This is a genomic window from Alcanivorax sp. (assembly GCF_002726155.1).
Taxonomy (GTDB): Bacteria; Pseudomonadota; Gammaproteobacteria; order Pseudomonadales; family Alcanivoracaceae; genus Alcanivorax.
Map to the genome: position 1 here is coordinate 1 of NZ_PBSH01000049.1, position 13255 is coordinate 13255.

Annotated in this window: 12 protein-coding genes; 6 read left to right on the forward strand and 6 right to left on the reverse strand. The window is 59.6% G+C overall.

Annotated elements, in window-relative coordinates; translation table 11 throughout:
- On the reverse strand, positions 1 to 194 hold a 194-nt coding region (locus CL546_RS14810), incomplete at its 3' end, for a hypothetical protein (protein ID WP_290496347.1).
- A gap of 415 nt (positions 195 to 609) precedes the next feature.
- Between CL546_RS14810 and CL546_RS14815 the strand changes: the two genes are divergently transcribed.
- Positions 610 to 1701: a hypothetical protein gene (locus CL546_RS14815; protein WP_290496349.1), complete on the forward strand. Its 1092-nt coding sequence runs from the start codon at positions 610 to 612 to the stop codon at positions 1699 to 1701.
- A 61-nt stretch (positions 1702 to 1762) separates the two neighbouring features.
- Positions 1763 to 2545, forward strand: coding sequence for a substrate-binding periplasmic protein (locus tag CL546_RS14820; protein ID WP_290496351.1), 783 nt, complete (start codon positions 1763 to 1765; stop codon positions 2543 to 2545).
- A gap of 148 nt (positions 2546 to 2693) precedes the next feature.
- Here CL546_RS14820 and recG read toward each other — a convergent pair whose 3' ends face one another.
- Positions 2694 to 4805: an ATP-dependent DNA helicase RecG gene (gene recG / locus CL546_RS14825; protein WP_290496353.1), complete on the reverse strand. Its 2112-nt coding sequence runs from the start codon at positions 4803 to 4805 to the stop codon at positions 2694 to 2696.
- A gap of 120 nt (positions 4806 to 4925) precedes the next feature.
- Positions 4926 to 5828 carry a hydrogen peroxide-inducible genes activator gene (locus tag CL546_RS14830; RefSeq protein WP_290496355.1) on the reverse strand — a complete coding sequence of 301 codons (903 nt, stop codon included), beginning with the start codon at positions 5826 to 5828 and terminating at the stop codon, positions 4926 to 4928.
- A gap of 136 nt (positions 5829 to 5964) precedes the next feature.
- On the opposite strand from CL546_RS14830, the gene CL546_RS14835 reads away from it, so the two are divergent.
- The 4 genes from CL546_RS14835 (at position 5965) to CL546_RS14850 (ending at position 9790) form a co-directional block, all read left to right on the forward strand.
- On the forward strand, positions 5965 to 6819 hold the full coding sequence (locus tag CL546_RS14835) for an NAD-dependent epimerase/dehydratase family protein (RefSeq protein WP_290496357.1): 855 nt from the start codon (positions 5965 to 5967) through the stop codon (positions 6817 to 6819).
- Positions 6820 to 7300: 481 nt separating this feature from the next.
- Complete coding sequence (gene purE / locus CL546_RS14840) at positions 7301 to 7792, forward strand: 5-(carboxyamino)imidazole ribonucleotide mutase (protein ID WP_290496359.1); 492 nt, start codon at positions 7301 to 7303, stop codon at positions 7790 to 7792.
- Positions 7793 to 7837: 45 nt separating this feature from the next.
- Positions 7838 to 8944: a 5-(carboxyamino)imidazole ribonucleotide synthase gene (locus CL546_RS14845; RefSeq protein WP_290496361.1), complete on the forward strand. Its 1107-nt coding sequence runs from the start codon at positions 7838 to 7840 to the stop codon at positions 8942 to 8944.
- Between the two features lie 270 nt (positions 8945 to 9214).
- Positions 9215 to 9790 (forward strand): TVP38/TMEM64 family protein, encoded by a 576-nt coding sequence (locus CL546_RS14850; protein ID WP_007150950.1) that lies wholly within the window; start codon positions 9215 to 9217, stop codon positions 9788 to 9790.
- 127 nt (positions 9791 to 9917) lie between these two features.
- Here CL546_RS14850 and CL546_RS14855 read toward each other — a convergent pair whose 3' ends face one another.
- The 3 genes from CL546_RS14855 to spoT form a co-directional block, all read right to left on the reverse strand.
- Positions 9918 to 10154, reverse strand: coding sequence for a DUF2789 domain-containing protein (locus tag CL546_RS14855; protein ID WP_007151378.1), 237 nt, complete (start codon positions 10152 to 10154; stop codon positions 9918 to 9920).
- A gap of 188 nt (positions 10155 to 10342) precedes the next feature.
- Positions 10343 to 10729 (reverse strand): RidA family protein, encoded by a 387-nt coding sequence (locus CL546_RS14860; protein WP_290496364.1) that lies wholly within the window; start codon positions 10727 to 10729, stop codon positions 10343 to 10345.
- A 154-nt stretch (positions 10730 to 10883) separates the two neighbouring features.
- On the reverse strand, positions 10884 to 12995 hold the full coding sequence (gene spoT / locus CL546_RS14865; RefSeq protein ID WP_290496366.1) for a bifunctional GTP diphosphokinase/guanosine-3',5'-bis pyrophosphate 3'-pyrophosphohydrolase: 2112 nt from the start codon (positions 12993 to 12995) through the stop codon (positions 10884 to 10886).
- Between the last annotated feature and the right edge of the window lie 260 nt (positions 12996 to 13255).

Genomic DNA, 13255 nt, shown 5'->3' on the forward strand with positions numbered 1-13255 from the left:
CCGTGTGGCCCTTCCCCGCCGGTGGTGTGTGTATCGTCTTGGCGGTCATTTTGCCAGTCGTCATACTCGTTCAGCGCCTGGCGGGTCGCCATGCGTGGTCGCAGCGTGTTGCGCGCTTCCTGGTGAACGCCGCCTTTACGCATCAGCGGGTCCATGGCTGCCCAGTTGCGCAGCGGTTTGGGGCCTTTTGCCATTGAGACATCCTCAGTGTTGGCAGGGATTGGTGTTGTGGTGGTGTGGGTAATGTGCTGACGCACATAAAAAAAACCTGATGAGCGCACTCATCAGGGTTCAGTTGGCTGCACTGTGCCTGAAGGCGATCTCAGTTGTCGGGATAGAGCTTTAACACTGTCATCACTCGCTTCATGTTGTGCACGGCGTGCGGCCGGTGGGTGTGTGAGGCGCGCGATCATACGACCGTCCAGGGCGCTGCGCTAGTGGGTAGATAAAAAATATTTTCGGCGACGTAGGGGCCGGATTATCGCCTTGGGGCCCTGATGAAGCCTCGCCAGTGGTGCGAAACAAGAAAACCGGGCAGTCTGGGCATCTGCCGGGTCAGAAGAGCGCAATAGCGCCGGTGACGGCCCATGGATTTTCAGGGGGGAGTACATGCCGACCATTCCATTGGGGCAGCGGATCAAGATTAGCCTGTCCGCCATTGTCTGTTTTGTTGTTGTCATTGCCTTTTTGCTCAGCCTGCCGGTGCTGTTCAGCATCTCTATGTGGGTGTTGCTGGCGATTTCGGTGTTGGCCCTGTTGTTGGGGCTGCTGCTGAACGGTGCGTTGCGCGTGCTGTTCGGCAAAAAGAAAAACCGCAGCGTGTTCAAATCCGTGGGCGTGTTTTTCTGCCTGCTAACCATCGCTACGGCGTTGCCTGTTTACTATCTTGTCTACAAGGTGCAGGTCGATCCGCCGTTACTGCCCCAGGCCACCTTGAGCAACGGCGAGAAAGTGGTGGATTTTCAGGGCATGGTGCATGTGGGCATGGAGAGTTTCTATAAATCGGTGGTTTATGATCTGGAAGAAGCCCTCAGTGACGGCTATCGGTTGTATTACGAAGGCGTGCAGCCTTCGCCAGGAGAAGGCGACGCCTGGTTTGCCGAACAGCTTGCCGGTGGCGGTGACCTGGCGGAAAACTACAAGGCCCTGGCAGATGCCTGTGGGGTAAAATTTCAAACCGATTACTTTGGTTTGATGGCACTGGATGCGCAGCAGCGTCCAGAGCATCATGTGGCGGCAGATGTCACCAGCCTGGAAATGAAAAAGGAATACGATCGGCTGATGGCCACGGATCCGGCGTTCGCCGAGCAGCAGGCTAACCGGGACACATCTTCCTCCACGGATACCGCCGATCCGGTGGCGGTGTTGTTGGATTGGCATGCGTCTGCCACCGATGAACAGAAAAAACTGATCGGTATTTTGTGTCGCGGTGCTTTTGCCATTGCGCTGGGGGATCAGAGCGAGCATGAACCCGGGCCGCTGGATAAAGTCATTCTCGATTTCCGTAACCGGAAGCTGGCGCAGCGAATTCTGGCTGATGACAGCCAGCGCCTTTATATCACCTACGGGGCGGCCCATTTGCCGGGCGTGCTGGCCACGCTGCAAGCCGCTGACCCGGCTTGGCAGATCATTACTGTGAAATGGATGCGGGGTATGGCGGCCCCTGAACATCTTGAAGGTACGCTGCCGCCCATGCCGTAGTGAGAAAGGAAGGCAGGCGGTGCGAATATTGATTTCATGCAGACAACAGGGTGTACAAAGAATGATGAAACGAATGGGATGGATTCTGGTGCTGGCGGTGGGCCTGCTGGCTGGCTGCAGCAGTAATGGACATGGCGAGCTGGAAGGCGAAGCCTTGCGGGTGGGTGTCATGCCCGATTATCCGCCGCTGGTATTTCGTGAAGCTGGCAAGGTGGTGGGGCTGGAGCGGGATTTTGCCGAGCAGTTATCGCAGGATCTGGAACGCCCTCTCTCGCTGCATGAATACACGCAATTAAGTGATTTGTTCGCGGCCCTGAAGAAGAATGAAATCGATATCATCATGTCTGGCATTTCCATAACGCCTGCCCGCCAAAAGGCGTTTGCATTCAGTTTGCCTTATACCACCATTGGACAGATGGCGATGATCCGTCTCGACGATGCTGCCCGGTTGGCCACGCCCGGCGCCTTGTTTACCGGGCAGTACCGGGTGGGTTACAAAAATGGCACCACCGGTGAGGCGTTCGTGAAAGAGACCATCGACGCACAAACCCGGGGGTTTAATAGCAGTACGGAAGCCACGGCAGCCTTGGTGGAGGGTGAAATCGATGCGTTCATTCACGATGCGCCCACGGTCTGGAACCTGGCCAACAAGCGCGATTACCCGGTGAAACTGTTGGGGTTATACAAACCGCTCACCAAGGAACAGCTGGCGTGGGTGATGCGCAAGGATGACAGTGAGCTGAAGCAGCAAGTGGATGCGGCGCTAAAAAACTGGGTGAATAACGGTTTTCTGATGCAGACCAAAACCCAATGGATTCCGGTGAAAATTCTTTCCGGGCAGTAAGACGCCGACGTTTATGTGAAACCTTTTTGTGGGCGTTCTCTGTGTCATTTGACTATGCCTGCAAGCGATTTCCTCCAGTCTGGTGAATATCGCTTGCAGGCAAGCTCAGCTCCCACCGCCGAATTTGGCAAGAGGGGCAACGGCTGACTTAGATATCCGCGAAATTTTCCCCGCCTTTCAGCCAGCGGCGCAATAGTGGCTCAACCCACTGCGGGCAGTCACGCATCAGGTTGTTGGCCACTTCTTTAGCGGGTTCCATCAAGGCTTCATCACGCACCAGGTCGGCGATGCGGAACGCCAAATCTCCGGTCTGGCGGGTGCCGAGCCACTCGCCCGGGCCGCGCAGTTTTAAATCTTCTTCCGCGATAACAAAACCGTCGGTAGTGTCACGCATTACGGCCAGGCGCCGCTTGCCCGTGAGCGACAACGGGTTCTTGTAGAGCAGCAGGCAGTAGCTTTGCTCGCCGCCCCGGCCCACGCGACCGCGTAACTGGTGCAATTGGGCCAGCCCCAGCCGCTCGGCATTTTCCATCACCATGAGGGTGGCATTGGGCACATCCACGCCCACTTCGATGACGGTCGTGGCGATAAGCAGTTGCGCGTCGCCCCGGGCAAAACGTGCCATCCGTTCGGCTTTTTCTTTTGCTTTCATGCGCCCGTGGACCAGTTCCACGTTGATGTCTGGCAGAGCCACCTGCAGTTCCGCGAAGGTGGCTTCTGCTGCCTGGGCTTGCAGCTCTTCGGATTCTTCGATCAGGGTGCAGACCCAGTAGGCCTGTGTGTTTTTGTGCCCAGAGCGTGGCCGGCAGGCATCATTGATGCGTTCGATCACCTGGGGGCGGCGGCCTTCGGGTAACACCAGGGTATCAATGGGCTTGCGGCCCGGCGGCATTTCGTCGATCACCGAGGTGTCCAGGTCACCGTACACGCTCATGGCCAAAGTGCGGGGAATCGGGGTGGCGGTGAGCACCAGTTGATGGGGCACCTGACTGCCGTTTGCGGTATCAAAGCGGCCTTTCTCGCGCAGTGCCAGGCGTTGCTGCACTCCAAAACGGTGTTGCTCATCAATGATGGTGAGTCCGAGCCGGTGGAACTGCACGGCTTCCTGAAACAGGGCGTGGGTGCCGACCACAATGCGGGCACTGCCATCGGCCAGTGCGGCATTGGTTTCCCGGCGGGCCTTTACACCCAGGCTGCCGGCCAGCCAATGTACCTCGATACCCAGCGGCGCCAGCCAGTGGCGAAAATTGTCCCGGTGCTGTTCGGCCAGCAGTTCGGTGGGTGCCATCAGGGCCACCTGGTAACCGGATTCCATGGCGGCAAGGGCCGCTGCCGCTGCGACTAGCGTCTTGCCTGATCCCACATCGCCCTGCACCAGTCTCAGCATGGGGTGAGGCTGGGCCATGTCGCTCATTAGCTCACCAATAACACGCTGTTGGGCACCGGTGAGAGCAAAGGGCAGGCTGGCCTGCAGTGTTGCAAACAACGCTTGCCCGGCAAGGCGCGGAGCGTGGAACGCTTTTTGCCCAGCGCGTTTTTGCAGCATGCCCAACTGGTGAGCCACCATTTCTTCCATGACCAGCCGCTTTACTGCCGGGTGTTTGCCTTCCAGCAACAGGTTGACCGGGTCATCCGGGTTGGGCTTATGCAGCTTGCTCAGGGCGTCGGTGAGGCTGGGCAGTCCGCTCTGGTCCAACAGTTGCGTGGGGATCAATTCCTGGGGCGGATGCGCTTGCAGATAATGCAGCGCCTGGCTGGTGAGGTTGCGCAGGGTCTTCTGGCTGACGCCATCGGTGGTGGGGTAGACCGGGGTCAGGGCTTTTTCCAGTGGCGGCAAGCCGCTGTCCGCATAATCCAGTTGATATTCCGGGTGGTAGAACTCAAGGCCGGCGGAGCCTGGGCGGGGCTCGCCGTAGACGCGAATGGTTCTGCCCCGCTCCAGGTTGTTCTTCTGGGCGGCAGTGAAATGGTAGAAGCGCAGCGTCACCATGCCGGTGCCGTCGGCCACTTTGCACAGCAGTGAGCGGCGGCGGCCAAAAATCACATCGGCGGCCATTACCTGCCCTTCGATGACGACACCGGTTTCCGGGCGCAGGCTGCCGATGGGGGAAATGCGGGTGCGGTCTTCGTAGCGAAAGGGCAGGTGGAAAAGCAGATCTTCCAGGTTATGCAAGCCCAGCTTGGCCAGCTTCTCGGCGGCAGCCGGCCCTACGCCTTTGAGGCGGTTGAGGGGCAGGCTGGAGAGGCTGTCATTGGCCATGGTTGGGCAACACCGCTGTAGGAGCACCTCTCGAGGTGCGGATCTGGTTCCAGCGTCTTACCTGGGTAGGGTTCGCACCTCGAGAGGTGCTCCTACAGGGAGAAACCTTCCTGCCCATCGTTATCCCGACAGTCCTTCCTTGGGCACGGCTTGGCGCAGCACTTCGATGGCCTTGGGGCGCGGGAAGCTGTCGCGCCAGACCAGCGCGATGGTTCGCGAGGGCACCGGTTCTTCAAATGGCCGGACAGCAAAGGTGTTCTTGTCGTAACCGTGCTGATGGAGAGCCGAATTGGGCAGCACCGTAATGCCTAGCCCGCCGGCGACCATGTGACGCAGGGTTTCCAGAGAGCCGCCCTCGATCTGCACCAGGTTGCGCTGGTGTTGGGAGTCGATAGCCGGGCATAACTCCAGCACCTGATCACGGAAACAATGACCTTCACCGAGTAGCAGCAGGGTTTCGTCGAGCAGCTGTTCCGGGGCAATTTTCTTTTGTGCCGTCCAGGCATGATCACCGGGCAGTAGCACAGAGAAGGATTCCTCGTACATGCGTGCCCGCACCAGGCCTCCACCGGAGAAGGGCAGTGCTACGATAATGGCGTCCAGTTCCCCGTGCTCCAGCTTGCGGCGCAGCACGTGGGTGTAGTTTTCTTCGATGAACAGCGGCATCTCCGGCGCAGCCTCGCGAACCCGCGGCACCATGGTGGGGAACAGGTAGGGTGCGACGGTAAAAATCGCCCCCACTCGCAGTGGCGAACCGAGCTGGTCGCGCTGGCTCATGGCCATCTGCGAGAGCAGGTCTGCCTGCTCCAGCACGCGCTGGGCTTGCGCGACAATGGGTTCGGCCTGGGGGGTGACCACCACCTCCCGGGGTCGGCGCTCGAACAGGGGCATGCCCAGCTGCTCTTCCAGTTTTTTAATGGCGGCGCTGAGGGTGGGCTGGCTGACGTTGCAGGCCTGGGCGGCGTGGCCGAAGTGGCGTTCGCGGGCCAGAGCGACCAGATAGCGTAGTTCTGTTAATGTCATGGCATTGATACACTCAATCGATTGAATGCCATTGTGCATAGTAACGGCGCCAGATGCCAGATGCTGGAACCCCGACGCAGGAACGGCCTGTGTCAGGCTTCTGGCATCGACCGTCCGGCGCTCCGTAAGGAGCTTTATGTCTCATATTCTGATTGCCGGGCTGGGTGATCTGGGCACTGGCCTGGCCGAACAGTTAATCGCTGGCGGGCATCGTATCAGCGCGATCCGTCGCGGTGAGCAGGCACCGGCCGGGGTGGAGTTGTACAGCCAGGATCTCACCGAGGGTGCGGCCATGCTACCGCCGGATCCAGTGGATTTGCTGGTGATTATCATGACTCCATCCGAGTACAGCGAAGAGGGCTATTTGCAGGCCTACGTACGTGCGCCCCTGACCCTGCTGGAGGCGCTGGGGCGTCAGCAGCCGTTGCCGCCGGTGGTGTTTGTGTCCAGCAGTGCAGTGTTTGGCGATCAGGAAGGGGTCGTCGATGAGCTGACCCCGCCGCGTCCGGAGCGCTACAACGGCAAGGTATTACTGGCGGCGGAAGAGGAAATCAGCACCCGCAGCCTGAGTACCGTGGTCCGCTTCACCGGTATTTACGGGCCGGGTCGCCATCGGCAGATCGACAAGGCCGCCAGGTTGGCCCGGGGTGAAGAAACCCTGCCGGCACCGCAATGGACCAATCGCATTCACCGTGACGACTGTGTGGGCCTGTTGCACAGCGTGGTGCAGGGCTGGCTGGAAGGCCGTGAGATGCCGCCACTGGTGATCGGCACCGACGCGGTGGGGGGCCGCAATCTGGATGTGCTGAAATGGCTGGCGGATCAGCAGGGCCTGACCCTGGCCGTGCCCGATGCACCGGCCACCGGTAAGCAGGTGCGCAGCCTGTATATCCAGCAAGGACACTACACCTTGCGCTATCCGGGTTACCCGGAGGGGTATGCACAGGTGCTGGCGGAGAAAAGCAGTTCAAAGTTAAAAGTTCAAAGTTAAAAAGCGCGGGGCCGGGGTTGTGCCGGATTGCATTGCGCGGAGGCCGCGTTTGCCCACTGTAGGGGCTTGCCTGCAAGCGATTCAGCCGGGAAGAGACTCAATCCCAGCAGGCCGGCTACTGCGGCGAAGATCGCGGAAAGCTGCTTCCCTCGGTTACCTCTGTGGTAAAACTGTCTTTGGGGGGCGGTCGCCGGACGGAAAGATGGGGCGCGGGGAAGGCGGCTCTGTCGTCGCCATGCAGGGCCCGCGTTTAAACTTTCAACTCCCTCCTTTGAACTGATCCAAAGCGCATTCCCGGCCAAATCACGCTAAAATCGCCCATCTGTCGGTCGGGAGCGTCATCGCTGGTCATTTTTTCGCCGATAGACTTGCCTCCGGCGCTGGCATTAGTAAAGTGTGCGCCTTAATTTTTTCTGTGGCGGTGCCGGGGTGATGCCGATGCGCCGCAAAAGCCCGTGATGGGCGCGATGGAGTAATGCGAATGAGCACGCCGGTTGCCGTGGTAATGGGGTCCCAATCTGACTGGGAGACCATGAAAGAAGCCTGTGACGCCCTGACTCAATTCAATGTGGGTTGGAAGGCAGAGGTCGTATCGGCCCACCGCACCCCTCAGCGCATGTATGACTTCGCCAAAAGCGCCCATGAGCAGGGCTACAAGGTGATTATTGCCGGCGCCGGTGGCGCGGCACATTTGCCGGGCATGATTGCCGCCCTGACCCCACTGCCGGTACTGGGTGTACCGGTGAAAAGCCGCACTCTGTCTGGTTGGGACAGCTTGCTGTCTATCGTGCAGATGCCCAAGGGCGTGGCCGTGGGCACTCTGGCGATCGGCGCGGCGGGCGCCTGGAATGCTGGCCTGCTGGCCTCCCAGATGCTGGCGGCGGACAATCCCGAGCTGCTACAAAAAATCGCCGACTGGAAAGCGTCCCGCGCGGATGAAGTGTTAGCCAATGCCGAGCTGGGGCAGGGCTGATTCCCTGGCACTGTTCTTTTCCCTGTTTGCTCTGACGGATCTGCTATGAATCGCGTACTTGTTCTTGGTGGTGGCCAGCTTGGCCTGATGATGGCAGAAGCCGCAGCCCGACTGGGGCTGGTGGTGGACCGTTACGACCCGGAGCGGGCGCTGTTGTTGCCGGGCACTTCCGATTTGGCCGTGCCGATCAGCTGGGAAGAATGTCAGGAGCGCTATCCGGTGATTACCGTGGAGCGTGAAGCCTTTCCGGACACCGGATTTTCCGCGGAACTGGCCCAGAGCGACCGTTGTGTGGCCCGCGGTGCCCTGCAAGTGATCCCCGATCGTTTCACCCAGAAAACCATGCTCGACAAGTTGGGCATTCCTACTGCTCCCTGGGTGACCCTGGACAAGGCTGACGATTTGCAGGCCGCTGTGGAGCAATTCGGTGGCGTGGTCGTGAAGGCCCGTAGTGGCGGTTATGACGGCCGAGGTACCTGGATTGTCGGTGAAGGTGGCGACCTGTCCGCCGTGCCCGCCGCTGAGTTGGCCGGCAAGGCCATCGTCGAGAAAAAAATTCCTTTCCGCCGGGAGTTGTCCATTGTCGGCGCGCGCAGTATTACCGGCGAGACCCTATTTTACCCGCTCACCCGGAACTGGCACGTGGATGGTATTCTGCGGTTGAGCCTGGCGCCGGCCAATGCCTGTGCCGACCTGCAAAAACCGGCGGAACAGATGCTCAAGGGCATCATGGAAGAGCTGGATTATGCCGGTGTCATGGCGGTGGAGTTCTTTGAAGTCGATGGTCAGTTGATGGTCAACGAAATTGCGCCACGGGTGCATAACTCCGGGCACTGGACCCATGAAGGGGCGGACTGGTCCCAGTTCGATCTGCATGTCCATGCGTTGGCCGGCGTGCCTCTGCATGCGCTGAATGTGCACGGCCCGTCAGCCATGGTAAACCTGATCGGCACCCCGTTCGAAAGCGCCTGGCTGCAACATCCGGGCGTGGTGCACTGGTACGGAAAGAGTGTGCGCCCGGGCCGTAAAGTGGGCCACGCCAACCTGGTGGCCTCTTCGCTGGAAGGGTTGCGTAAGGGGCTGGACGCTTGGGCGGATGTACTACCGGAAGGCTATCAGGCGGTGCTGGATTCCGAGCTGGATCTGGGCTGAATTTGAGTTGCGACGTGACCGTTCCAGGTTGAAAGCGCGGTATTTCCGGGAGCCATCCGAAACCGGCTTTAGCCACGCCGCAGTACCGGGAAACAATCAAAACAGAAACTAATCGCCGGCGCCGGCGGGCATTCCAGGTATCCTGCACTTTTCAACTTTCAACTTTCAACTTTCAACTTTCAACTTGAAACCCCTCCCCCTTCACGTTTTGCTGGCCGTACCTGCTTACACTGTCCATAGTGCGAGACAAGAAAAGGCGAAACGGTTTTGATGATGACACTTTCTCTGGGGCGCTATCGGCGGCTGATCATGCTGGCCATGGTGCTGGCGCTGGTCCTGATTACGGTAGAGCTTACCGGCCTGCGCGAGCAGCTGTCGGTGTCCTTCCTGCGCGCGCAACTGGAAGCCAACCCGATCACCGGTCTCATTGCCTTTGTGGTGGTCTTTGTGATCGGTAACCTGATTCAGCTGCCCGGCTGGATCTTTCTGGCGGCGGCCATTCTGGCGCTGGGAACGGTGATGGGCGGGCTGGCCACATATATTGCCGCCTGCGTGTCTTGCCTGGTGACCTATGTGTTGGTGCGCGGGCTCGGGGGCAGTGCCTTGCGGGATATCCAGAGCCCCCTCGCCCGCAAGATTCTGGCGCGGCTGGACAGCCACCCGGTGCGCAGCGTTGCCTTGTTGCGCCTGTTGTTTCAGACCATGCCGGCGCTGAATTACACGCTGGCCCTGAGCGGGGTGACGTTACGCCACTACATGCTCGGCACGCTGATCGGCTTGCCGGTGCCGCTGCTGCTTTATTGCATCTTCTTCGACCGAATACTGTTGCTGTTACCGATCGGGTAAGGCCGGGCGCATGACCCGCCGCAAGAGCGTGCCTGCAAGGGATCCGCATGTTTGAAGACGCGCGTTCACTTGCGGGCATGCTCCTGCGGCAACCAGGCTTTTCGTCACTCGTAGCCCGAGGCTGTCGTCAATGTCTTAACAGGGCGCTCAGCGTATCCACCGTCTCTGCCCACTCCGCGTCTTCGCGCACCGCCTCGGCGAGAAATCGTGCCTGGGATTCATTCCAGAAGGGTGCCTGATGCAGGTGCATGCTGTCGGTGAGTGTGCCGCCATGCTGGTGGATGAAGTCTTCGATATCGGGGTCGCTGCTGGCCAGCCCGAGCTGGTCAAACAGGGTGTTGAGGTCGTGGGTCGCGGTATCCATATCGCACTCCCTTATGTTGTCAAAATAAGTGTTGCCGATTAACGCAAGCGAACCTTTATCCGCCTACCGTCTGTTCAATGCTGCGCTTTTTCAGTTTCCCTGTCTCCCCTCCTTTCGGAGGGTCGCACCAACAAAAACGCCCGCACAAGGGCGGGCGTGTTGCGTGCAGCATGTTGTGTGATGCGGGTTTAAGCAATATCCAGAATGCCGTCCATTTCCACGCCCGCGCCCTTGGGCAGCGCCGCCACGCCGATGGCCGCCCGAGCGGGGTAAGGCTGGGTGAAATGTCGCGCCATGACCTCGTTGACCAGCGCGAAATGGCTCAGATCGGTGAGGAAGATATTCAGTTTGACTATGTCCTGCAGGCTGCCGCCAGCGGCTTCACACACCGCGATCAGGTTGGAAAACACCTGTTCAATCTGCGCTTCCATGTCGCCGTCCACCAGTTCCATGGTTTCCGGTACCAGTGGAATCTGGCCGGACAGGTACACGGTGGAGCCAGCCTTGATGGCCTGGGAATAGGTGCCAATGGCCTGTGGGGCCTTGTCGGTGCTGATCACGGAATGGTTGGACATGATGCGTTCTTCATTGGTTATGCCGCCGGCCACGGCCGACAGGCGAAAATTGGGAAGCGGCTATGCTTGCACGGGTTAATGCCTGCACGCAACACCGCCGGGAAACCGCCAGGATTGTTTTAGCGTCAAGCATGTTGCGTGAGGCATGCGTTCATTAAAGCCGGTGAATCCGCACGATGCTGTCCAGGGTGCGCAGCTTCTTGATGATGCGCGCCAGGTGGATGCGGTCTTTCACTGTCATGGTCACATTGAGGATGGTGAGGGTGGGGTCTTTCTCGGCCATGTCGATGGTGTCGATGTTGGAGCCCAGTTCCGACACGCTGTTGGCCAGGGTGGCGAGGACGCCGCGCTTGTTGATCAGCTCGATGCGCAGGGCGGCGGTGAATTCCTGTTCCACCTGTTTGTCCCAGCTCAGTGCGATGCATTTTTCCGGGGCGTTGCGCATTTCTGCCAGCAGGTTCTTGCAGGTGTCGCGGTGTACCACGATACCGCGACCGGCACTCAGGTGGCCGATGATGGTGTCGCCGGGCAGTGGGCAGCAGCACTTGGCGTAGCTGACCATCAGCCCTTCGCTGCCGCGGATAGCCAGCGGCCGGCGATCATCTTCGTGCTGACGTTCGTCGTCATCGCGGGCGCCGGCCAGCTTGCGCGCCACCAGCGGCGCCAGGCGATTGCCCATGCCGATATCTTCCAGCAGGTCGTCCAGCTCCACGTAACCGTTACCGGCCAGCTCGCTGACCACCCGCTCGATGGGCAGGTCGTCCAGGCCCATGTCGTAAGAATGCAGGGCTTTTGCCAGCAACCGCTCGCCCAGCTCCACCGCATCTTCGCGGCGTTGGTGCTTGAGGAAGTGGCGAATGTTGGTGCGTGCCTTGCCGGTGACCACGAAGTTCAGCCAGGCAGGATTCGGGGTGGCATTGGGAGCGGTGATGATTTTCACCGTCTGCCCGGATTCCAGCGGCGTGGACAGGGCTGCCAGCTTGCCATCGATACGCGCCGCCACGCACTTGTTGCCCACCTTGGTGTGCACCGCGTAGGCGAAATCCACCGCGGTGGCGCCGCCGGGCAGTTCCTTGATGTCGCCCTTGGGGGTGAACACATAGGCCTCGTCCGGGAACAGGTCCACCTTCACGTTCTCGATGAACTCCATGGAGTTGCCGGCTTTCTGCTGCAGTTCCAGCAACCGCTGCATCCAGCTCTGGGTGCGGCTGTGGGTGGGCGAGCCGGGCTCATCATCGGACTTGTACAGCCAGTGGGCGGCGATGCCGTTGTTGGCCATGGCCTCCATTTCTTCGGTGCGAATCTGCATTTCCAGGGGAATGCCGGAACGGGCTTTCAGGGTGGTATGCAGGGACTGGTAGCCATTGGCCTTGGGAATGGCAATGTAGTCCTTGAAGCGACCGGGAATGGGAGTGAAATAGTTATGCGTGGCGCCGAGCACCCGGTAGCAGGTGTCGACCCGGTCCACGATGATGCGGAAACCGAACACATCCATGATGTCGGAGAAGGGTTTGTGCTGCTCCTTCATCTTGGTGTAAATGCTGTACAGGTGTTTTTCGCGGCCCAGCACCCGGGCTTCGATGCCTTCTTCTTCCAGGCAGTGTTCCAGGCTGGTCTTGATGGTGGTGAGGATTTCCTTGCGGTTGCCTCGGGCTTTTTTCACGGCCTGGCCAATCAGCTTGGCCCGCATGGGGTAGATAGCGTGAAAGGCCAGATCCTCGTATTCCACCCGCATGTTGTACATGCCCAGCCGGAAGGCGATGGGGGCGTACAGTTCCAGTGTCTCGGTGGCGATGCGGCGGCGTTTTTCCGCTCGCATCACATGCAGGGTGCGCATGTTGTGCAGGCGGTCAGCCAGTTTGATGAGGATAACGCGGATGTCCCGGGTCATGGCCAGCATCATCTTGCGCAGGTTTTCTGCCTGCTGTTCGGCCTTGGACTCGAACTTGATCTGGGCAATCTTGGAGACCCCGTCCACCAGCTCGGCCACTTCCTCGCTGAACTCGCCAGCCAGTTGCTCCTTGCTGATGCCGGTGTCTTCGATCACATCGTGCAACATGGCGGCCATCAGTGAGGCATGGTCCATGTGCATGTCGGTGAGAATATTGGCCACCGCCAGCGGGTGGGTGATGTAGGGGTCCCCAGTGCGGCGGTACTGGCCCTCGTGTGCTTGCTCGGCAAAATGGTAAGCGTGTACGACCTGGGCGATCTGATCGTCGTCCAGGTAACTGCGTAACCGTTTTTCCAGATTATGGATGGTGGGCAAAAGGCCTCGTCACGCCCTTGGCGAGTAGCAGGTTCGAAGATGACTCTTAGCTTAGATTTGAGGGCAGGTTTTGTCTATGACAAGGCGGATAGGCACAGACGATTGTTTGGCTGGGGAAAAGCGATGGGGGAAGAAAAAGGAAAGCGAGAGGAGAAAAAGCGCTGATGAAGGGAGGAAGAGGTGGCTTCATAACGCAAAACGGAGAGGCTGGTCGGCCTCTCCGTTTGCTTGTCTTGTCCTCGTCGCCCCCGTTTCGGGAA

What these genes read in the sequence shown, in the direction of transcription:
- purE (WP_290496359.1), top strand. Translation starts at nt 7,301, where the DNA reads ATGAGCACGCCGGTTGCCGTGGTAATGGGGTCCCAATCTGACTGGGAG.
- CL546_RS14835 (WP_290496357.1), top strand. Translation starts at nt 5,965, where the DNA reads ATGTCTCATATTCTGATTGCCGGGCTGGGTGATCTGGGCACTGGCCTG.
- CL546_RS14860 (WP_290496364.1), bottom strand. Translation starts at nt 10,729, where the DNA reads ATGTCCAACCATTCCGTGATCAGCACCGACAAGGCCCCACAGGCCATT.
- CL546_RS14845 (WP_290496361.1), top strand. Translation starts at nt 7,838, where the DNA reads ATGAATCGCGTACTTGTTCTTGGTGGTGGCCAGCTTGGCCTGATGATG.
- CL546_RS14830 (WP_290496355.1), bottom strand. Translation starts at nt 5,828, where the DNA reads ATGACATTAACAGAACTACGCTATCTGGTCGCTCTGGCCCGCGAACGC.
- CL546_RS14855 (WP_007151378.1), bottom strand. Translation starts at nt 10,154, where the DNA reads ATGGATACCGCGACCCACGACCTCAACACCCTGTTTGACCAGCTCGGG.
- CL546_RS14815 (WP_290496349.1), top strand. Translation starts at nt 610, where the DNA reads ATGCCGACCATTCCATTGGGGCAGCGGATCAAGATTAGCCTGTCCGCC.
- recG (WP_290496353.1), bottom strand. Translation starts at nt 4,805, where the DNA reads ATGGCCAATGACAGCCTCTCCAGCCTGCCCCTCAACCGCCTCAAAGGC.
- CL546_RS14850 (WP_007150950.1), top strand. Translation starts at nt 9,215, where the DNA reads ATGATGACACTTTCTCTGGGGCGCTATCGGCGGCTGATCATGCTGGCC.
- CL546_RS14820 (WP_290496351.1), top strand. Translation starts at nt 1,763, where the DNA reads ATGATGAAACGAATGGGATGGATTCTGGTGCTGGCGGTGGGCCTGCTG.